Origin of the sequence: Paenibacillus sp. MMO-177, assembly GCF_037147795.1 — a bacterium.
Classification (GTDB): domain Bacteria; phylum Bacillota; class Bacilli; order Paenibacillales; family Paenibacillaceae; genus Pristimantibacillus.
This window is the reverse complement of sequence record NZ_JBBCUR010000006.1, coordinates 192466-213736: the sequence shown is the minus strand read 5'-3', so window position 1 is coordinate 213736 and position 21271 is coordinate 192466. Positions and strand designations below refer to the sequence as shown.

The 21271-nt window shown below is 41.0% G+C and carries 24 protein-coding genes; 3 read left to right on the top strand and 21 right to left on the bottom strand.

The features are described from left to right. Positions 1–18 precede the first annotated feature (18 nt). The 21 genes from WFK81_RS21740 to WFK81_RS21640 all read right to left on the bottom strand — a co-directional run bounded on the left by WFK81_RS21740 (position 19) and on the right by WFK81_RS21640 (position 18310). A complete protein-coding gene (locus WFK81_RS21740) occupies positions 19–882 on the bottom strand; it encodes an ATP-dependent DNA ligase (RefSeq protein ID WP_336788468.1) in 864 nt (287 codons plus the stop codon). Between the two features lie 201 nt (positions 883–1083). Then, on the bottom strand, positions 1084–1299 hold the full coding sequence (locus WFK81_RS21735; protein WP_336788467.1) for a DUF3006 domain-containing protein: 216 nt from the start codon (positions 1297–1299) through the stop codon (positions 1084–1086). 4 nt (positions 1300–1303) lie between these two features. Beyond that, positions 1304–2161: a ComEC/Rec2 family competence protein gene (locus tag WFK81_RS21730; protein ID WP_336788466.1), complete on the bottom strand. Its 858-nt coding sequence runs from the start codon at positions 2159–2161 to the stop codon at positions 1304–1306. Positions 2162–2332: 171 nt separating this feature from the next. Further along, a complete protein-coding gene (locus WFK81_RS21725; RefSeq protein WP_336788465.1) occupies positions 2333–2797 on the bottom strand; it encodes a hypothetical protein in 465 nt (154 codons plus the stop codon). A 109-nt stretch (positions 2798–2906) separates the two neighbouring features. Further along, on the bottom strand, positions 2907–3158 hold the full coding sequence (locus WFK81_RS21720) for a type II toxin-antitoxin system HicB family antitoxin (RefSeq protein WP_336788464.1): 252 nt from the start codon (positions 3156–3158) through the stop codon (positions 2907–2909). 119 nt (positions 3159–3277) lie between these two features. Then, on the bottom strand, positions 3278–3667 hold the full coding sequence (locus WFK81_RS21715) for a hypothetical protein (RefSeq protein WP_336788463.1): 390 nt from the start codon (positions 3665–3667) through the stop codon (positions 3278–3280). Positions 3668–3711: 44 nt separating this feature from the next. Further along, the gene (locus WFK81_RS21710; protein ID WP_336788462.1) at positions 3712–4560 is read right to left on the bottom strand and encodes a phosphoadenosine phosphosulfate reductase domain-containing protein; all 849 of its coding nucleotides are present in this window, start codon (positions 4558–4560) and stop codon (positions 3712–3714) included. Next, positions 4550–4984 carry a hypothetical protein gene (locus tag WFK81_RS21705; protein ID WP_336788461.1) on the bottom strand — a complete coding sequence of 145 codons (435 nt, stop codon included), beginning with the start codon at positions 4982–4984 and terminating at the stop codon, positions 4550–4552. Before WFK81_RS21705 ends, WFK81_RS21710 begins: the two co-directional genes overlap by 11 nt. 319 nt (positions 4985–5303) lie before the next feature. After that, complete coding sequence (locus tag WFK81_RS21700; protein ID WP_336788460.1) at positions 5304–6128, bottom strand: ThiF family adenylyltransferase; 825 nt, start codon at positions 6126–6128, stop codon at positions 5304–5306. A 494-nt stretch (positions 6129–6622) separates the two neighbouring features. Next, entirely contained in the window at positions 6623–8512 is a 1890-nt protein-coding gene (gene ltrA, locus WFK81_RS21695; RefSeq protein WP_336788459.1) for a group II intron reverse transcriptase/maturase, read from the bottom strand. Positions 8513–9138: 626 nt separating this feature from the next. Further along, positions 9139–9264 (bottom strand): hypothetical protein, encoded by a 126-nt coding sequence (locus WFK81_RS21690; protein WP_336788458.1) that lies wholly within the window; start codon positions 9262–9264, stop codon positions 9139–9141. 124 nt (positions 9265–9388) lie between these two features. Continuing rightward, positions 9389–10045 carry a hypothetical protein gene (locus tag WFK81_RS21685; RefSeq protein ID WP_336788457.1) on the bottom strand — a complete coding sequence of 219 codons (657 nt, stop codon included), beginning with the start codon at positions 10043–10045 and terminating at the stop codon, positions 9389–9391. 33 nt (positions 10046–10078) lie between these two features. Then, complete coding sequence (locus WFK81_RS21680; protein ID WP_336788456.1) at positions 10079–10783, bottom strand: hypothetical protein; 705 nt, start codon at positions 10781–10783, stop codon at positions 10079–10081. Further along, the gene (locus WFK81_RS21675; RefSeq protein WP_336788455.1) at positions 10780–11514 is read right to left on the bottom strand and encodes a hypothetical protein; all 735 of its coding nucleotides are present in this window, start codon (positions 11512–11514) and stop codon (positions 10780–10782) included. Before WFK81_RS21675 ends, WFK81_RS21680 begins: the two co-directional genes overlap by 4 nt. 15 nt (positions 11515–11529) lie before the next feature. Beyond that, the gene (locus WFK81_RS21670) at positions 11530–11901 is read right to left on the bottom strand and encodes a hypothetical protein (protein WP_336788454.1); all 372 of its coding nucleotides are present in this window, start codon (positions 11899–11901) and stop codon (positions 11530–11532) included. Positions 11902–12296: 395 nt separating this feature from the next. Next, positions 12297–12623 (bottom strand): response regulator transcription factor, encoded by a 327-nt coding sequence (locus WFK81_RS21665; RefSeq protein WP_336788453.1) that lies wholly within the window; start codon positions 12621–12623, stop codon positions 12297–12299. Positions 12624–12649: 26 nt separating this feature from the next. Further along, a complete protein-coding gene (locus WFK81_RS21660; RefSeq protein ID WP_336788452.1) occupies positions 12650–13363 on the bottom strand; it encodes a metal-dependent hydrolase in 714 nt (237 codons plus the stop codon). Positions 13364–13379: 16 nt separating this feature from the next. Further along, positions 13380–15299 (bottom strand): ATP-dependent DNA helicase, encoded by a 1920-nt coding sequence (locus WFK81_RS21655; protein WP_336788451.1) that lies wholly within the window; start codon positions 15297–15299, stop codon positions 13380–13382. Between the two features lie 259 nt (positions 15300–15558). Continuing rightward, a complete protein-coding gene (locus WFK81_RS21650) occupies positions 15559–17112 on the bottom strand; it encodes a DUF4365 domain-containing protein (RefSeq protein ID WP_336788450.1) in 1554 nt (517 codons plus the stop codon). Between the two features lie 118 nt (positions 17113–17230). Further along, the gene (locus WFK81_RS21645; RefSeq protein WP_336788449.1) at positions 17231–17899 is read right to left on the bottom strand and encodes a hypothetical protein; all 669 of its coding nucleotides are present in this window, start codon (positions 17897–17899) and stop codon (positions 17231–17233) included. Positions 17900–17911: 12 nt separating this feature from the next. Next, positions 17912–18310, bottom strand: a complete 399-nt coding sequence (locus WFK81_RS21640) for a PadR family transcriptional regulator (protein ID WP_336788448.1) — start codon at positions 18308–18310, stop codon at positions 17912–17914. 1007 nt (positions 18311–19317) lie between these two features. Between WFK81_RS21640 and WFK81_RS21635 the strand changes: the two genes are divergently transcribed. From WFK81_RS21635 to WFK81_RS21625, 3 genes are all read left to right on the top strand, one after another. Then, positions 19318–19776, top strand: coding sequence for a hypothetical protein (locus WFK81_RS21635; protein WP_336788447.1), 459 nt, complete (start codon positions 19318–19320; stop codon positions 19774–19776). A gap of 80 nt (positions 19777–19856) precedes the next feature. Next, positions 19857–20447 carry a hypothetical protein gene (locus WFK81_RS21630; RefSeq protein WP_336788446.1) on the top strand — a complete coding sequence of 197 codons (591 nt, stop codon included), beginning with the start codon at positions 19857–19859 and terminating at the stop codon, positions 20445–20447. Between the two features lie 286 nt (positions 20448–20733). Further along, positions 20734–21180, top strand: a complete 447-nt coding sequence (locus tag WFK81_RS21625) for a hypothetical protein (protein WP_336788445.1) — start codon at positions 20734–20736, stop codon at positions 21178–21180. Positions 21181–21271 lie beyond the last annotated feature (91 nt).

Sequence of the window (21271 nt, the reverse complement as noted above, 5' to 3'; positions counted from 1 at the left end):
AGTTTGCCTCCTTTTTCTTTAATTAATAACAGACTCAAGCACTGGGAGTCTCATTAGCCCTGATTTATAAAAGCCTCTATGTTTCACCCTACACAAGATCTCGGGTTTAACGAACACAAACTGCTTATTCTCATTGAGACGTCTTAGACGCGGCCATACAGCTTTCCTGAGCGGTCCAGTGATCCCAAGTTCCATTGTTCCTAACGGTTTAATACGCTCTCCCTCAAATCCACCAATTAACCAAGCGCCAGATTGTTTTGAATAGCCTGTGATTACCACATCTGAATAATCATAGTTAATTACCTTTTGCCATGACCACGATCGGATCGCTTTCGAACCTGGCGCACATGGCCGGATACTCGTTTCGTAGCGGCTTTCACGTTTTTTCAGTATAATGCCTTCAAGACCAGCTGCTTTCACGATATCAAACAGTTTTGTCGAACTGCCGTTCAAAATCCGCATCCTGGAGTAATATTCGGTTTCAATTAGTTCATCCTCTAATAGCGCAAGTCGCTGCTCGAGTGGCAGATTGGTAACCCGCTGTCCACGGTAATAGAGGATATCAAATGCACAAAAAAGAATACGATGCTTCGATTTTTGGGATTGGAATCGTGCCATACATGCCTCGAAGTCAGGATGGCCTTTCTCATCCGTTACAATTAGCTCCCCGTCCAAAATAGTACCTTTACTGATTGGAGGGTTGTGAAGCTCAGGGAAGCGGGCTGTGACGTCCATATTCTTTGTATATAGCCTTAAACTATCCATATTAGATACAAGTAACCGAATCCCATCTAATTTTAGGCTTGCAAGGTAATCAGGATGGTCAAATGGCTCGTTGTTAATGGCATTTTGAAGAAGCATTTGCGGATAAAAAGAATTCATAATAATCACCCGTATTAATGGTAACATTGATCGTTTAGGTGATGTAATGGGAGTTACTGGCGCAAAAATTGCTGAGGGATATCCCCCAGCAATGATTTAATTGAAAATATGAAATATCTAAGAGCTCTTCATACTGTTCCCATTCTGTATCGTAATAATCCCGGATCATACTTAATCCCGCTGTCCGTCTTAGTGACTACCTCACTCGAATAATTCGTCCATTAACGCATCAATTTCTTTGCGCAGCTTCTTAGTGGCCTCCTTATCAATACGGAAGGTCCCGTCGTCTTCGATGACGATTGCATCACCAACACGAGCCTTCTTGGGTAATAGCGTTTTAGCAACATCGATGGTATCACCATCCACCTCAATAACAGCGAGATCACCTTCGAACCGATCGATTACGCCGCGTTTCATTGCATCACTTCTCCGTTTTTACTGTGATTTTTGTTCCATCACTTACAAATGTGATAGTGCCGCTCTTATCCGTACGGTAAACGGTAGCATTCGCGGTTTTCAGCGTATTTAAAGTCGTTGCCGTTGGGTGACCGTAACTGTTCTTAGCACCCACACTGATGACTGCGTATTTTGGAGCGACAGCCTTAATGAAGGCAGTTGATGAGCTGGTATCCGACCCGTGGTGGCCTACCTTTAATACGTCTGATTTTAGCGTGGCTTTTGACGAGATCATATCGGCCTCTGACTTCTGTTCCGCATCACCGGTGAATAAGAACGAGTTTTTACCGTTGACCACGCGCAGCACGGCGCTCCAGTCGTTAAGATCACTCTTCGCGTATTCTTTGGTAGGACCAACGAAAGTAGCTGTAATTCCTTTTAGAGGCAGTGTAACACCGGCTTTTGCTTCTTTGATCGTCAACTTTTCATTTTTAACCGCGGTAAGGAAGTCCTTGAAAGTCTGCGTTGTATGGGACACTTTTGGTGCGTAAACGGCCTCTACCTTAAAAGCGCTGAGAATTGTGTCCATGCCACCAACGTGGTCAGCATCCGGGTGCGTTGAAATCATAATTTCGATATCATCAACACCGAGCTTCTTCAAATCGTCAACGACAGTGTCACCATATTTATTGTTACCCCCGTCAATGAGGATATCGTCACCATTCGGTGTTTTGATGTAAGTTGCGTCGCCTTGGCCTACATCGAGAAAATACACGGAGAGCTTACCTTTTTCAGGTTTGGTAGGTGCAGCTGCATATGCTGGAGATGCAAAAATAGATGCGAACAGTGTGGTTGCGAGCGTAAGATTGCGTAATTTTTTCATATGTATTTTTATGACCTCTCTTTTGGTATTTCTTCCATTTTACTATGTTGATGGAAATTTTCCTATTAGATAATATCTATGCAACCGAATGACTATAATAAATAAGCTCCATTTTTAAGCCTGGAGCATCGGCATTGAAAAGCACATTGGTCATATGATGAAATGTATTTTCTAACTTACTCTGGCTGGTTCTACTGATGGGATCGCATGAAGATCATTTTGATGTTTTACTTGCTGCTCCTCAACTTCTCTTTCTTTCTCTTTAATCACATCATCAATTATGCTTACATAGGAAGAATATTCAAAGATTTCATCGTTTCTTTTACTTTTACCAAGTAAATAGAAGGCCATAATGAAGACTAAAATGCCAATGGCACAAGAGTAAACGATCTTAGCGGTTACTAAATCCGGTTCTTTTCCATCAAAAGATTGAATGATAAAACCGCAGACAGCTACTATCAACGCAAACAAACCTGAGATAAAAGCAAATGTGTTTATTTTTACATTAAGGTGATCCCTTTTCCCTGTGTACAAAGCTTTATGAGTTTTAAGAAGATTGAGATCCATTTTTCTGAATTCTGCTGTCTTTTCTGTTAATACTACTATTTGGTCCTCTATCGACATTTTCTTCTTCATCCATATAACCCCTCACGATTGGTGTAGTTAATAAAACAGGAGCACTCGCTTTGTAAGGCCCCTGTTCTTCCTATATTTTCTATTACGTACACCCGTTCGATAAGTTCCATTAGAACACGACAGGAATCGGAATTTCAAGGGATTCCATAAAAGCCGTATTATCATCTGGTAACTGCGTTTGACCTTTGCGGGAGCGGGACTCTAACTCCATTGAAATGAGGTCAGTAACATTCTTCCTCACCTCTTCTAGCGTTTCTCCTTGCGCACCAAGACGTAGAGCGGGCACGTATGCAGTAAAATCACCAGCTACTTTATCTTCTTCGATCAATACTTGAAATGTAATATTGTTTTGGTTTGACATAAAAAATTCCTCCTAGAATATGTGGTTTGGGTAATAAGCAGGCTGCAAGGGGAACGGGCAACCTAATCGGACAACCGAATATGCCACAGGGCTTATTCCATTGTCCTCAAGGTGTCCGTTCATCCAACGGATTGGATCAGATGAGCAGCCAGATCTTTCTGTTTGTGATACTCGTAAACACGGTAAAGTTGACCGGCAAAAACATCGATTACATAAAGACGATTTTTGCTGTTTTCTTTGTTAGTTTCTACATTGTTATCGAGCCATTCACGTTGAAAGGCTAGAACCTCGTTCATATCAATTAAGGAAAAGAGATGCGTTCCGCTATCGTAGACGTACCAAGCAAATATTCCTGGTTTCTCGCAGCGAGCTAACACGTGGCAATCATTTGTTTCAAAATCAGCATGAAACTTAGGATTTGCAACTATCGTGTGAACGATATTACGCATCTTTGCTATTAAGTCAGGAAGTTCGGTGTTCACAGTACGTTCCGTGAATTTAATCTTCATATATAAATCAACCTCCAAGTTAATTTTTCTATTCGAGAAGTCCTTTATATAAAGAGTGATATTTGATCTTCGTTAATAAAGGAAGCAAGTGAATGAGAGCCGCCATTCTTACTCTTCATGGTATGTCCGAGCTCACGTTCCATTTGTTTTAGGTACTCCCAGTCATCCGGGAATAATTTGGACGTGTGCTGCATCTCTGCAGAGGTATTAAAGATGCAGAATTTGCAGGAGCAGCGGGACACCCATTGATAGCAAGGATGTAATTCGATTCCATAATCGGCTATCAGCTGACGAACTTGTATTTTCAGCATATCTTTAATCGGCTTTAGCCAATGAACGATTCGATCCTTCCTGCCCGTTGCTTGAGCGGAGTGAATCTGAAATACATTCTTTGCGGCCCGTTCGGTTGATTCTTCCGATCGCTCGCCGGTTAAAAGTAATATTTTACAATCGTTAAACTGACGTACCCACTTTGCGTAAACATCTCGTTTCTGATAAGAGGTACAGAAGCGGCATTTTGAGTCAGGAAACATCCCTCTACTCCGGATCCGCTCTTCCAAGCTCATATCGCCCCAAATCGTCACCAATGGAAGATCGAGCGCTTTGCTCAAGTATTCCAGGTAGTCATCGGTTTGCGGCCAATCAAATAACTGGCGCTTGGTTTTATCGTTTGGATCGCCATCAACACGCATATGAACGAGTGTGATTTTCTCTTTGGGAATACGATAACCGTACAATGCCACTAATGCAGTAGCTACGCTATCAGCTCCTCCGGAAACATTCACATGAACTTGATCATATTCATTGATCGGGAGCATGCCTTCCGGCAACTCGGGTAAAACATAAGCTTCAGCACTTACATTTTTGTACCAATCTACAAGATTAACCGACATGGGCTGCTACCTCCGGTTCTATAAAATCAAAAAGGTAATCACAGAAACCATCGGTCTGCTGCAGCTGAAGGATAAAGGCTCCTTCTGGCGTAAATAATAGCCCGCCATTCCCTTGTGTATGATTAAACGTCATATTCACCTTGTCATACTGCAATCGGTCTCCTGCTCGTTTTAGAGCATCCTGTAGGGCCAGATGATTATCCGATAATGCAGCATCTTCCTTGCAAAAGTATGTAACCTGGTGTGATCGCGCTGTTACCCATCCTCGAGGGTTACTTTTCCGAGTAGGCTTAACCTCAGTTTCCCAAGGCCCTTGGACGATAACGTAATGCCCTTGATAGCAACAGGATTTAACATGAATACTCCAGCAGTCTTTTTGCAGGTAATAGTGAATAAGTGTTTTGTATCCATTAGAAGCTGCCATATGAATAATACCTCCTTGGAATTTAAGGCATAAAAATAGCCATAGAAACACAAAAAGACACCAATTCAGGGTGTCTAGCGTCTCCATGGCTAAATAAGCCTTATATATGAATACCAGTAAATAAATAGCGTAATCTGGTGTACTTGATCTTTGTCGAAATAGTAGCGACAAAGAAAAGAAAAATGCATTTGCTTCGTAATAACACCATATTATTACAAATCATTAATGCCGTCAATGAAAAATTGAGACTTTTGACCCTTCTTCTCTTACTGAATAATAGAATAAAGCAGAGAAGCTGTGCCTCTCTGCTTTTTGAACATTATTTCATCTCATCGACATACGTAGGACGTGAAAGCATTGTCCTAGCATTAAAGTTTACTACATTCACAAGAATGCTATTTGAAGAAAAAAGTTCATTTACTATTGTGGAAATCTGCAAGGCTGCATTTTCATTTGCTATCATGCGCTGTGGTTGATATGGTTCAAGTCCACAGTTATGAGAAGGCGGGATTGCATCTTTCACATCTATTGGATAAACCTCATTAAGTGGAGGAAGGAGCACCTTCCCATTTTTCTTTAAGCCAATGACCACTTGTCCTGAATATCCACTCTCAATATGTTCCTGTTGCTCATCCGCTGTCCATTCTTCCGGAGAGCGGTCACCGGAAGGTACATAGACACCTTCAATGCCGGCGTCGATATATATGATATCGTCAGACTTTTGAAAGTAATCATCCATGATCTTCCGTGAAAATCCATTATCCACGGCACCAATCAACACCTTTTGAATGTGTTGGCCTTGTTTATGCATATAATCCGTTTGGTTAAACAAATTTTCTAGTTGCTCAACAGATTCAATATACGAATCTGAATAGGAGCCGATTCTTAAACCATACGTTGCACCATAGCGGTTAGCAAGCACTTCACTCTTTTTCTTAGCAAGGTCCTGCTTTACGAACGGCTGCCTAAGCAGGTTCTTTTCTTCAATTTGATCCGGATCGGCTAACATTAGATAGCTTGGCACATGTGTAAAGGCATGCATCATCTTGGTAATCCGTTGAACTGCATACCCGCCGTTTCCGCCGCAGCCAACCATTACGATGTAATAGAGAATTTGTTTGTGATATTTAAGTAAATTGATCAAGGGATGAAACCTCCTAATTACCTTTTCCGATTTTAACATTATGCTGCCAATCACTAGGGTAAGGAACAGGAGTTATCGGACCATCCGACAGCTCGGCAAAGATGATTCCTGGCTCAATTGGAATAAATCGACCGGCAACACCTGCCCGAGTTAACATATCGAAAGAGATTCTACTATCGATATACTGCATTCTCCCGGCTACACCATATAGCATTGTGGCAACCTCATCTTTGTCATCAATAGAACTAAAATATGCCCGCATGGTATTGTGTGAATGGAGCTCGCAGACTTTTATATAATGTTGCGGAAACTCGCTGTAACGGGCATCTACAGAGACTTTGGTGACGTATTGTTGAGGAACATCTAAAATGTATCGGTTGCGTATAGAATCACTGGGTAGAAGGAAGGCGCACTGCCCTTCGGCATGTTTCCCTCCAGCCCCCGTTAGAACCGTACGAGCAAGTTTCCAAGCATACGGCTCACGATCAACCTAACTATCCTCTTATCATTTTAGTGTTCGGATGAACATTTCGATGACAGTGTTCGCAGATAAGGATTTTCGGGAGGTCTCTACTAGCTTGCATGACAGCAATTCCATTTCTTCTCGTAGATCGCTTCACCATTCGAGTATGGTGGACTACAAGTTGTTTAGAGGTTTCGCCACATTTTGCGCATATCTCTCCCGACTTGCTGGAAAGTTCATCACGAAACTCCAATGAATGTCCACTTAACGCTTTACCAACGGTTCTCTGATATTCCTTTGAAATCGGGAATAGCAAATCTACGTTACTCTGACCTTTTCTCACTTTGCTCGCAAAATCACTTAGGACCATGAACTTGAAATCACTAAATTTCTTAAGCACATATCTTTTATCACCCGAGATAATGACAATTTTGTTGTTCTTGACATGGTTTCTGTACATAGCTGGTATTGAGCTCTTGTATTTCCTGGCCAGCCAGTGCATCATAAGCCAAAACAATTTATTGTCTAAGGAGGAGGCTACGCTGTGCCAGTTGTTAGATACCCGATAATAGTTACTCCATCCGGTAATGATACGATTTAATCCAACAATCACATCAACAGCTGGATAGTTTGTATGAAGCTTCGCGTAAGTCTCCAACTTGACGGAGATGTTATCGATAGCTTCCCTTTTAACGTATACCTTAGCAAATGGTAGATATCCGATTCCTTTATCTGAAGGGATTTGTAGGATATGATATCCCAAGAAATTAAAACCTTTGGTCGAATGAGTAATTGCAGTTTTCTCTGCACTCAGGGTTAATCCAAGATTGATAAAGAACCATTCGGAAATCTGTGATTTCAGGACTTTGGCGTCCTCTTTATGATAATTGCCCATGAGTATTACGAAATCGTCCGCGTACCGTACGTATCCTAAGCTCGTGTTGCTGAAATAATTCTCAGTGTCAATTGAAGGAGTTTTAGCTCTCTCCTTCTTAAATTGACGTAGAGCATTAACCATTGCTTCACGATTTTCTAACAGAATTGTCTTCTGGTTGCCTCTTTCTAGGGATATTCTGAATTGGGACTTACCTTCTTTGAGAGCTTTCTTTAGCCTAGTTACCTTATTAGTAAGGAATCTGTATTCAGCTCCCGGCCTTTTAATGGATTGATCCATTGTATGGATTTTCTTTTCCATAAATTTATCAAATTCACTAAGATAAACGTTGGCCAGGATTGGACTTATGATTCCACCTTGCGGAGTACCTTCTGGAGTTTGGAAATACGGAGTTTTCCCATCAGTTCCATAACCAATTTGATAGCCACTTTTAAGGAACTTATTTATTAGCTGGATCAAGTCCTCATCCGCAATTCTTTTTCTAAGAATATCTAGAAGTTTACCGTGCTTGATATGGTCGAAGCATCCTTTTATGTCTCCTTCAATGACCCAATCATATTTTCGAGTAACGATATCGTTAATCGCTGTTTGGCAGCTATGCTTAGGTCTAAAACCGTGAGAGGTTTTACTGAATGTAGGTTCAAAGATTGCTTCGAGAATCAATTTTATGGCAGATTGTACAATTCTGTCTCTCAACGCAGGAATGCCGAGATGTCTCTTTCCTTTGCCCTTTTTAGGAATACTGACTCTGCGAACTGGAAGCGGACTATAGGATTTGTCCTTAAGCTTCATAGTGAGAAGATTAAAGATTTCATCCCATTTGTTTTCCTCGGTTTCCTCGAGGTCGTTCCTGTTCATTGAGTCAACCCCTGAAGTCATGGAACCCTTGTTGCTTCGGATCTCTTGATAGGCAAACTCTAGAAATTCTCTGCGTTCAATGATTTTGTAGAGGTCTTTAAAGCGTAAATCCTTGTTCTTCCCTGCGAGTTTGGATAGATAGGTAATTCTTTCAATAGCCTCAAACATGGGGCTTCGCCTCCGATTCTATTTTATGAATTACCTCCGATTGACCTCGCATCTTTCGCCATCATTCAAATGAATGTCCGATATTCCTCAATACCGATGTGCGTAGGATTTCCCTAGCTCCGACTACTCCGATGCATCTTTAGGTATCTGTTTTTCATCGAATAATCACCATTCTCCCAACAGATACCGTTGCAGGTTATCTACATAGTATGAAAGTGAATCTTTAGGTTGTCTTCCGATGCCTACACAATCTGTGTATGCGTCTGTCAAAAACCCCATCAATACGGGATTTGGTTTCCAAGGGACAAGTCCGCAGGGACATTCACTCTATTGGGATAAGTAAACGTCTGACAGATAGAGCTTATCAAGGATTCTACGCTCAAGGGTGACGTTCTCCCCCGCACATCTCGACTTCACGAATAACCCGTTAACCATGGATTCATACACCATAAAGAAATGTCATTTTGCCTACAATCCTTTCGGCTCAACATCCCCTTTTTCACCCTCCAAGCTTACCCGCCATTAAGAAAGTATTTTCTTAATGTGGAGAGGGACTAGGTCGCGGGCACCGTACTACCCTAAGCTTTCCATTGCTAGTCCGCCGCGGTGACTTTGTTGTCACGATACTATGCAGACATCGTCTGCCGCCACCAATAAAACGCACCCATTACTTCAACATCCTGGTCAGCATAATCAGCAAAAAATGTGATCAACTGACATAACATTGCTTTTGGTATTTTAGGCAGGTTCATTTTAAATGCTTCCCGGCATGCTTCCAGCTCATCGACCTGATCGAGCTTGGAAACAAAAACACCGATCGCATTTTCACGAACCTCAAAATAACCATTTCGTGCGGCCAGGATATTAATAGGTTGTTTATTTTCTGCAAGATCCTTGGAGCGGAAAAAGAAACCTTTCAGCCCTTGGCTGAAGAAGGAGCCCTTTTTTGCCCCCTGTTACCATAGGGCAGATAATATTCTTACTCTTATCCCATTCCATTTTGGTGCGTTGCTTAGACAATTCCGGAAAATCTTTCTCTAAGCGTTTACGCACATCTTCAAGAGTGAGGTTGGCCAGATCATCCATGAAATACTTGGTTATCGGCAAAGACATGCCCGAATAACAAATGTACGTCGTTTGATTAAAGACCGGCTTTTCCTCTTCTTTCTTTCCTTTAGCGGTGGAATTACTGGTAGCAATCGATGACTTGCCGGCAAGTTCTGCTTTATTTGCAGCAGATTCATCCTCGACCGGTTCATCGCTCATTGCATCTCTATCTTCGTCGTCTTCTTCCGGCTCCTCTGTCTCACAACTATCGTTATCCTTAACTGTACTCGTTTGATCGATATGAGTTCCCCGTCTTGAAGAAAAAGAAACAACATTTGTCTCTTTTCCATTCGGATCTTCTGAAGTTGATTCTGTTACTACAGAAGGGCTTACAGGAGCGGGTTCTGCTTTATCGCTAGTCGTACCAGTGGAAAATGAAGAAGAGTCACCAAAATAAGTAAACAAATCATAATTATCATTAGACATATCGATTACCTCCAGTTAATTTTGTAAGAAATACTAATTACCAGTTATTTGATCAATCCAAGATTTAAGTGTTAAACCACTCGGTTTTAAGATCGAATCCGGAAAAGCTAATCCTGTTAAGGAATTCGTTAATTCCCGATACGTCAAACCACTTAAGTTGGCCGAAGAATAGTAGCTATCTGAGTTAGGCGTGTTAAAAAAAAGCTCAGGAATCGTTGACAGTTGAGAGATATGATTCAGCCTTGGTAAGGTAGTTCCGCCCCAGCAAACTCGATAATCTACCGTGTTATTCACATTGGTATAGGGGTAGAAATATACTTTAGCCTCATCTGAAACGATCGTATCACTCTCTAACGCTGCTACCATTACGTCTGTTATCTTGAATTGTTCTTGCTCTGCATATAACTTGAATCCAAAGAGAAGCCGCGGAAAAGGAACAGCCTTTATTTCAGCTTCGTGATAGAAGGCCTTCCGTGTTTGCGCAGGCATTTCAATAACGCAGAAACGCATTCCAGGTCCCTCTGCATAAAAAAGAGCATTTCGAGGTAGGATAGGTGTCCTGTTATTTATTGTTCCCATTGAGAGAAGAATAGCTTGAACGACACTCTCACTTGAGTATTGACCCGATGCCATTCGTACTCCGTTCGAATACTCTTCAATGACCGGCAAACTATGTTCTGCAAGAGTAATCACCATTTTTATACCAGTTTCCATTTTTTGATCAACCTTATTTGTCATGCTGCCTCTTCCCCTTTATCAATCTGATTAGCCCTATGGTCTATAAACGTGCTTAACAGCTGGGACATCGTGTCATAAGTTAGTGCAGCATCTGCTTCTAGATCAAGCTTTAGCTGCTCATTAATCAAATGACAAATTACATGTTCCTGTTCATCAAGCGGTACTTCGATCTTTACACCGAAGCGGTCATAGACGGTTTTAAGTAGGACGAGATTCTTCAAATTTTGAATAAGTCTCATCTTTCTTTTTTGAATTTCCATTAAAACTTCATTTCTAACAGCAGCAAGACACTGAAGTTTTTCTGAATAAATGCCATAGGACTCCGTTAGCGTAAAGTGAATACAGTTTTCAGCTATGAATCCTTCCATCTCAAATTCACAAAAATAGTCGTCTGAATGACCCATTAGTGCATTCAGTCGATTTACAATGTGGTCTTTTTCTGACGGAGAGATTAATCTGAAAAACTCGAGCAGTTCCGGAAAAACTAAACGGTAAGTTGTGACAGGCATACCTTCTTCATTTTCCCCTTCATGCATAGTGAGCTCTTCAAACATGAGCTTTAAACAGTTCTCAAAAACGGATCCTTGGTAGCCAAACTCATACACATAATACGTAATCGGATTTGTCTTCACATCGCAGCCAGCATCATGTGCAATCTTGACCATCACCATTCCATCATAAACCGCTTGCATCTGATAAACCTGTTCAGCACACAAATACGATTTTTCCAATTACCTCACGCTCCCTTAAAAAAAATCGCCCTCATCTAAAGGAAGAGGGGAAATCTTTTTCAATTTTAGAATCGCCTCACAAGAATGGAGAAATTGATGGATCGCGTTTTTCTCATTTGGAAATGTCGCCATCCGCTTTCTCTCCTCACTCCAACTCTCCATACCACTTAGGTCGATGTCATCGACAGCTTCTGAATCTACATAGCCTAGAGCATGGTCGAGTGCTTGTTTAGCTTCCTGTAAAGTAAATGAGCCCCAATCCACTGAACTGCTTTTGGTATAATTGTGCGCAGCATCAATAGCACGGAAAAGACCATCTGAATAAGGCGATCCTTCCGTCGAGATAGGTTCTAAGTTTGATTTAAAGGTCTCCAAATTAAGGTGCATCTTTCTAACTTCCTCCTCTTTTTTGGACACAAAAAAACCGGAAAACAAAAAAAGCACGCCTAAATAGGCATACTAATGTTTTCCGGTAGATTTACATCCTAATTTGAATTTGACAGCAATAAGCCGACATAACTTGCTCTTCATCGAATAAGTAACGACGAAGATAAAAAATAAAGAATAACGTAATATTAGTAGTATAGCATAGAAAATGCCCGTTATAAAGGAAAAAGCGCCCAGATGGAGCGGGCGCCTTTTATTAAGATGGTAAGGGTTTGGATTGTGGTTTTAGATTAGTAGTAGCTGGCGGATTAATACTATATTGTCTCGCAATGGCCTGCAGTTCTTGATTACGCAGCTGCGGATCAGTGATACCTTTTGCTTCCGCTACCCTTTTATTAGACTGAAAAAGCAATCCCATTTTTGCGTCGTCCTTTCTGCTTATTCTCATGACCAAAAACGAATACCGGCAGTAAAGTCTCTCGGAATACAACAGCTTGAATTTCTCTACTGGAGTGAGCATTTAATTTTGCTTGCAAGTTCGAGATGTGATTTTTGATTGTTTTCTCTGCAATCCCAAGAGTATCTGCTAACTCACGATTGCTTCCACCTTTTATAGATAACGCCACCAGTACATCCAGTTCTCGATTGGTTAAGGAAAACTTCTGTTTAATCGTTAAATAGAAATTTTTAATGAGCTGGTTATTAATTTGATCTAAATACATAGAAATCCCCTTTCGTTGAGAATCCGCTACAGCTCAAGATGTTGGATGAATACGGACCATACAGCTACGATCGTGAGAGCGATGAAGATACCCTCTACAACGGAGCCTTTCCATGTGCCAGTACTCATCAAATCAATGCGTAAGCGCCATTTAAAAGGCGGGATTGGTCTAATACCATGATTAGTAAGTGAATCTGCGAGTAAGTGGAGCAAGTAGGATAGACCGCCGGCTAGCCAAATGTTTTGATCATAGGATTTTAAAGTAAAGTATAGGATCCCTGACCATACCAGTAACCCGTAAACCGTATGTGTAAGACCACGATGTGGCAGAAGTGCGCAGACAATTAACAAACTTCCAATAATGTAGCACCACGGTACAAATAATGGTGCGAATGCTATTAAACTGACACCTATGACGATCATTACAACCTTACGCATGGAACGGAATGGCAAGAATGCAAGTAGTCCCGTTAGAGCCGCTATAACCATATTCCAAGGTGTAAAAGCTTGTCCGAAGAAGAATACTGCGAGACTCAGCAACACCAGTAATCCTTGAAGATATTGAAGAAAACTCTTAGGAAGCGCACTAGAAACAAGCAAAGAATTGGGCTCGTCGATATCTGGTAAGAGAGCGCTTATAGCTGTGACAGCGATAAGTGGCAGCGTAATCGACTGGCCAGTCAAGCCAAGAACAGAAAGTGTAAGACCTGTGCTAATAACTAAGTGGGATTTTCCCATCATAACGATTCGTCTCCTTTTAGGTTGGTAAAATGTAGATCATATCGTCAACGGTATCGGAATACTTACACTTTGGAAGACTCTTGATGATCATTTTTCCATACCGTTTTGTACGAATTCTATTGTCCAAAATAATGACAGCGCCTTGACAATAAATGGAACGATTAAGCCGGCCAAACCCCTGCTTTAGCTTAATCATCATTTTAGGGAACATGAAATCAAAGAAACTACTTCTATTGGCCTTCTCAATTAAAGAAATTTGTGCCTGCATAAGAGGCTCATTCGGCATCGGAAACGGTAGCTTAGGGATAACGAGCGTTGTTAAGGCATCGCCGGCAACGTCCACACCTGTCCAGAAGCTAGTACATCCAAAGACAATGGTCCGTGGATTAGTCTTTAACTGATGAACGATCTTCTCACGATCACAACCTGGGTATTGGGTAAGTAGATGATACCCACGTTCTTCACAATGTCTTTGAAAACCCTTAGCTACCGTGTTCATTGTATCGAAGCTTGTAAAAAGTACTAACATACGTCCGCCGGAGAACATAAGGATCTCTTCAAGTTTTTCTGCGGTATATGAGATAAATTCAGGGCTATCTGGATTAGGTGCGTCACTCGGACAGATAATCATCGTTTTGTTCTCGTAATCAAAAGGGCTGCCAACCATCACACTGTCATAATCCTTAACCCCTACCCTGCCAGCAAAAAAGGAGAATGTGCCGTTCGTTGACATGGTGGCACTAGCGAGGATCACGGGAACTTGGTCAAACAGTCCGTAAGCAAGAACAACTTTTGGAAAGAGCGGCGCTGCATGCAAGGTAATGGATCCTCTATCCTTGACTGTTACCCAATACCCCCAAGACTTCTTTTCATTCTCTCCGATAAAATCCAGGTTATCGTTTCCTTCAAAGAGCCGGTCAAGGACATCGGATATGCCGCGGATATTAAGACTCTTTGTTCTTTCGATGAAGGCGGTCATAGCCTGGCAACATTCAGAGACATCGATTTTGTTATCGAGCAATTTAAAGGCTTCGTTGTTCATGCCTAGAGCGATTTTTCCGTATAATTCGTCGAGCTTCATTTGAAAATCCTGTCGCAGCTGTGTGAGTTCGATTTGCGTACCTTGATCAAGATCTGCAAAAGATTCCTTCTTGAATAGAAATTCAAAGAGTTTCTCAAAATGCTCAATAGACACCTGTTTCTCAAAGATACCCCCTACGGTATCTTCTATCTCATGGGCTTCATCAAAAATAACGGCGTCATAGGCAGGAAGTGATCCATTTCCCGTTTTCTTACGCATAATTAGATCGCTGAAGAAGAAAGCATGGTTTGTGACGATGATGTGAGCCTTCTGCATCTTCTCTTTCAAATCTTCAAGCATGCAGTTATCTGGCTTTTTAAGGGCAGGACAATTGGAGGCGGATATTTTACTCCATAGTCGATCATCAACATCAAAACCAAGCTCTGTACGATCAGCTATACCTTCTTGACTAACCTTTCTTGAAATGCGCTGTATCATTTTTGATTCCTCGTTGTTGTTTCGAAGGGTATCCTGCCATAAGGCTTCCAGCTTAGTTTGGCAAATGTAATGTGCCTTACCTTTAACGAGCTGATATTTCAGCTTTTGATTCTCCATCTTCATAATTTGAGCAACACGCGGCAGCTCCTCGTTAACGATCTGTGTCATGAGCGGAATCGTATGTGTACAGATGATCACGGTTTTATTATTACTCACGGCCCACTTCGCTGCAGGTATCAAATAGCCAAGGGATTTACCGGTTCCTGTGCCGGCTTCTGCAAGTAAATGCCTTCCTTGCTCAAGAGCATTACCTACCTTGGTTGAAATCAGTATCTGTGGCGATCGAGGGCTATATCCTTTAACAAGCTTGGAAAGATGACCACCATCGCCGAGAGCCCTATGAATAAAGTCTTCCAAGATGTCGCCTCCTGATAATATTTATATATGTATATATACATATTAATATATATACATCAAAACTCCAAGTCATATTATTCACCCATTTCTCTGCTACTCTACCGTTTGTCTTTCCTTATTTCGCAGCTGAAGCGGGTCTGAGGAATAATGAGAACTGGCACTGACCCGCTTCTTCAGAAGATTGTTTTGCAGCAAGTTTTAATACAAATTAGGGTAATCGTAAGCATTCACGATAACCCAGTGTTTGAATCTTATATAGTTAATTTATAAATGATATACCTTCATTCAAAGGATTCTTTATTGATTCCGGTTCTTGATAGCCTGAGTAAATAATTGCGACTTTATCAGGTATTACTAGTAGAGCGGGTCCATTAAAACCAGGAATCTCTATTGGTGTACACGATATGACAATTGGATTTTTAGCTGACTTGACTCCAACTATCTGATCGGGGGTTTCACTATACAATACTTCGCCGTCATATTTAATTTTCAGTAGAGATTGACCCTCAGGCAAAGTAACAATAAATGGACATACCATCACTGTCTTCATAACCCTATAAACGGAAATGTCAATGTCCTCATTTCCGACAACAAATCCGATTATTGATTTTGTCTTTTGTACGAATTGGTTGATAATCAGATACGTGCAAGCAATATCCCGCTCCTGCAAGTGTCTCAACTGAACAATAGGTTCTATATCGAGCTTGTTGTAGATGTTGGGGATGACTTTAATAATTTTAGTGATTTGAAGAAGGTCTGGCCAATAGTCAACAAACGAAAATTCCGCATTACTTAGCGAACTCTTTATGGTGTCGCCAGGTCTCATTCTGCCTAGAAAGAGCACAATATCGGGATGCTCAAACAGACTATTTGCATTCTTTTCAGAGAAAATAATTTCCATGTGGTGGTGATAGTGATCATCATCCCCCCTTCTTCTCTGCGAAAAGACTAGGCTTAACCCACTCGGATGATAATAGGCCATCTCGTCTCCAAACCATCTAAACTCCCAATTACAGGACATTACTTCTCTTCCATTGCGGCATAATGACAACTGAACTACATCATTATGGATGGGAGCAACAAGTGAAGTGTGATCGGCTATGTCGTCAAGATTAGCAGAGAAATCTTTAAATGCGTCACGAGGTAGTTCCAACTTATCGAGATCATGTGCAAGGAAAGATACTCTGACATGTGGAAATAGCGCATGAGTTTTCTCAAAGAGGTTTTCTAATTGGTCAACTTCAACGATTGCAATGCTGCCATCTTCCGTTTGGTGTATATCAAGCCGAGTCTTCCCAATTATTTTTTCAAGGCCAAGGCGTGCCTTCATTAAACCCAGTTTGTTTTGATACTTACGTGTATTAACAAGAGTAAGCTGCTCTGTAAAATTATCGGGATCTTTACTCATTATTTTGCTATTTAGACTAAAAGACTTCTTCCCTTTCATTAGCCTATCAAAGAACATTGATATTAAATCTTCATCAAGGAAGCGATGATAAACCTCTTTTGTATTCACATTAACCAGGATGAATACAAGTGGTTGTGATGTTTTTAAACTGAATTCCAGATCAGATTGTTCCAGTGTTGCGGCCGGGTTCGGATAAGATGAGCTCTTTACGTTAGCCATAAGGAACTCTGCAACTATTGACCTTTTGCTTCCAATAGTTTCACCGACAATCTGGCAATTGAAGTCTATACCATAGTCAGACCCCACTTTGTTTGGTATGAGATTAAGCTTTTCCCTTGCGTGCAAGTTAAAAATGGCCTCTCCCAGCTCCCCAATTTGTTGACTTGTATTCTGATATTTAGTCACATTGTTTCCCCCATATCATAAAAATCAACATTGAGCTCAAATTAAAAACGGATGCTGCCAATCATTAATTAGTTGCATGAACAGTGAGCCCCCTCACCATAATACTAGAGATACTTATCTATTGCTGTCTCATTGATTGTTCATACCGAAGCAATACGTCTGCCGGTGCTTTTTTCTTCAAATGACCCGGCAAATCTTTAAAGCAATATTTCATAGTTTTAAGATTAATCGCAGGTATCGATCTTAAGAATTCCCAATCTTCATGTGAAATTTGCTGATGGCAGATATTACATTCATGTCTTACAACTGTTTTTGGTGACTGGCCAGAAACATCGTTTACTGGCGGAACAGATTGCAATAAATGATGCAGAGCCGGATTACTGGCCCAATCCCTTTCTGTTTGATAATGAGGAGCAAGATCCTTCCACCCCATCTCCCAAGTATCCAGAGCTTCACGCAGCGCTTCTGAGTAAGCTTGATCGACTTTATTAGTAATCGTTTTGCTCTTGGCTTCGGTCCCAAGATCAAGGACAGCAAACCCTTTGCCGTCACGGTAATGCTCTCCGATCGTTACCCGGACAATCACACATACAAACGCGTTTGGCACATCAATTTGAATATCTTTTATGTCTAAGCTCCATCGTCCTGATGTAGCAGTTTCTACCCGATCATTATAAACTTGGATCGGAATGTAGGCCCGATTATTATCTCCCCGTTTTTGAACCGTTCCTGGAGGGAACGGGGCTCTCAATTGCTCGATAATACTCTTGTATTCCAGTTCATCCATTCCCATTACCTCCTATCGTAAATCCATCAGATCGTACTTACTTATGTAAGTTTCAAATTGATTGTATACTTCTTGAGCTCGCTTAACCCGCCCAGGCAATTCTCGCATGAGCTCTTTAAAATACTCCAGACCATGATCGGTGATCGCATAATACCGGTTATACCGATTATCCGTACTCCACTCACGCGTAACATGTCCTTTTTCAGCTAATGTTTTAAGACGCTGGCTTAAGTAAGCGTCATTTACGCCAACTTTTCCGCCGAGTGCTGCTATAATACGGGCATCAAGTTCTCTTTGATATAAACGGCCTTCCTGCAGCTCAGAGAGCACAACAAAATCAATGACTTGTTGGACCTTAACAACATACCCGAGAGCTTCTTCTTTTTCGATAGGCTTTTCACTACGTCCCATAAAATCATCCACCTTCCTATAGACATATAGACTGCTGGCAGGGGAGGGCGCTAAATTTCAAACCACCCCTCCTAATTATACCACAACCACTCGCAAACAATATACTTGTAAACACGCATATCGAAGGCTGTCATCCCCGCTTCCCTTTCTTTTCTTCTATCCCCTTCCGACCATCTTTTCTACTCATTCTGTACCTAGATTTATATCTAGTTGCAGATTTCAACTCTCCTCCTATATCCGTGTTTATCCTTTGGGGTTTCTTTACCAAGTAGCAGACCACCTCCCTGCAACTTAATCCGGATCAAGTTGCAGTTCCCGTCCGCCGGGGCGGCCGCCGCGCACACGCGCAAAATCAAAATATGGTCGAAACGGGATTTCTAAAAGAAGAAACTAAAGTTGAAAGTTACAAAAAGAGTCGTGATGCAGCAGGTCCAGTAAACGGGTAAACTTAAGTGCGTAATAATGGCCCATGTACAAACGGGCTAGATACGTAGATGGATGAAGCGGGATCAGAGCTTTGCTGCTGTGGGTGTTGCAGTCAGCGGATGCCGTAAGTAAGTCCGCGGCGATCGAACGAAAGTAAAGATTGCGAAGCGGGATAACGTGGCAGAGATCGCCGGTGAAGCGAATGTCGCATGGGCAGGCGCTAGAGATGCGTGTTTACACGTATATTGATTAAAAGTAAAAAGATAATCCTGGTCTTCTGACTACTGCTGTTTTTTGAACGTTCCTCGTTGCTTAAAGAAGGCTTGTCTGTCTTTATTCACCCTAACTAGCTCAAATAGTGCTCATAAAACACTTAATAAGGTGATCTTCTGGCGCCTGCGCTTAATAAGGCATTTTCACGTCAAAAAATAAAAGATAAGAAAATACGTTCAAATGAAAAAGAACCTTGAGTTAACCAGGCTCTAAATATTAGGAAAGCACGCTATGAGGCTCTTCATTATGCTATTACATTGGATCCCAGTCACTTCCTGAAGCTAATATTCATCGATCTTTTATACATTATGTTGTATAATATTACCAATGCCGATTACGAGGTGACTAATTTGAAGCTTATACATGCCACAGGAAAATACTATTACGTAACTTGTGAAAAATGTTCTAAAGAAAATCGCGTTCTTGTATCCAACTGCATTAGTGATAACATTGGATATAAATCCCTCTCCCCCGTCATGTGCTCCTGTGGAGAAACTTCAAACTTCATAAAGAAACCAGCCAACAAAGAGTTTTTTAATCATGAATTAACTACTGGAGTTAACGAAGACAATGACGCAGCGATCCAATGTCCAAATTGTCGCTCAACGCAAATAACAGCCAACACTAAAGGGTTTGGTTTAGGTAAAGCTGCTGTAGGTGGTCTTGCTCTTGGCCCAGTTGGATTGCTTGGTGGATTAGTGGGAAGTAAGAAAATAGTGATTACTTGTTTAAAATGTGGTCACAATTGGAAAGCAGGACAAAAATAAATTGATGCACACGGATGGTGTATATTTTGAATAGATTCCTCCTGCCTCTACTTCTTCTTGCTATATTACTTTCTGGATGTATGGCAAATTCAGAGTCTACAATAGTTAACGAAGAAGCGAAAGCCGCTACAAAAACCGTGGATTATAATCATGCAGTCGAACTTTACAAAGCTAAGAGGTACGAGGAAGTCCTATCTTCCCTTGGAAGCTCCGTTTCATTGAATTCCATTAATTCAACTGACAGTAATGATGAGGAGTCTCTATATCTCATTTCATATGTAAAATTAAAAGCTTTTGACTCTAACTATGATGAGGCTCTTAAGTATGTCAACTTTCTTCGTCCAATTGATAATGTTTTGACTCCAGATGAAATACTAGAGATTATGGATGCATACCCGATTCTGCAAGCAGCTGTGGGATCAACATTGGCTGGTGAACAATACAATGCACAGCAACAACAACACGATGCTCAACAGCAAGAACTTAAAGATCGAAGAGCAAGAGGAATTGTAATTGGCATGTCAACAGACGATGTACTCCTGTCAAGTTGGGGAAAACCGAAAGACATTAATAAAACTACAACTAAGTATGGTGTTAGTGAACAATGGGTTTATGATGATAACAGATACGTATATTTTGATGATGGTATTGTTACTGCTATACATGAGTGATCATTCAAGGGTGACATCCTATGGTGTCTTGAAAAGAAACGGAACAGCAGCAGTCATGGACGTGAAAATAAAGTCCTAGACTGCTGCTGTTTTTTTGAACTAACGTTCTCCGTCTAGTTTCCGTTGTTGAGCAGCGAAAATATTCTACTGCAATGTATTGTGCAATAAAACCTAAGTTAAAGGAAATACCTAGATAATTGTCGAAGAAAGTCCTAACAAAATAGATTGAGGTGCAGATGTGGTATTGCTACGATGGTTAATCATACTGTTTATTTTTTATTTTATTGTGGCTATTTTTAAACCCTGGTTATTTATTTTGCTACCTTTCATTATTACGGCACCTTTTGCATTTACTTACTATAGAAAAAAAAGCATGGGATATTTGGCGCTCGTTATTGGACAGGTGGATAAAGTTGAAAATTCTACGGTCTACTTATATCCAAATAAGATAATAATTAATAATCTTCAAATCATATCCAAAGAAAGACTTCGGTATGCTGAAATGACGAAACATACAAGAAATCAGTATATTGGATCGGGTATGCACTCCCCTAGAGAATCCTTTGTCATTCATATTGGGTATATTGATGTTGAAGGAAAGAATATGACTAAGGCGATTGTTTCCAGAGAAAATGATGGTCAAGGAAGTGATTATCTTCGGTTTTGTGAGGAGTTAAACAGTTTAGTTGGTTATGTAGCTCCGAAAGGTCCTACATTACCACATGAAATATAAGGAGACTTAATTCACTGGTGGCCAATAGTCGAATCAAAATATAGCTGCGGCTGCACGTTAGTTTAACGAAAAAGCAGCCTTTTCTAATGGC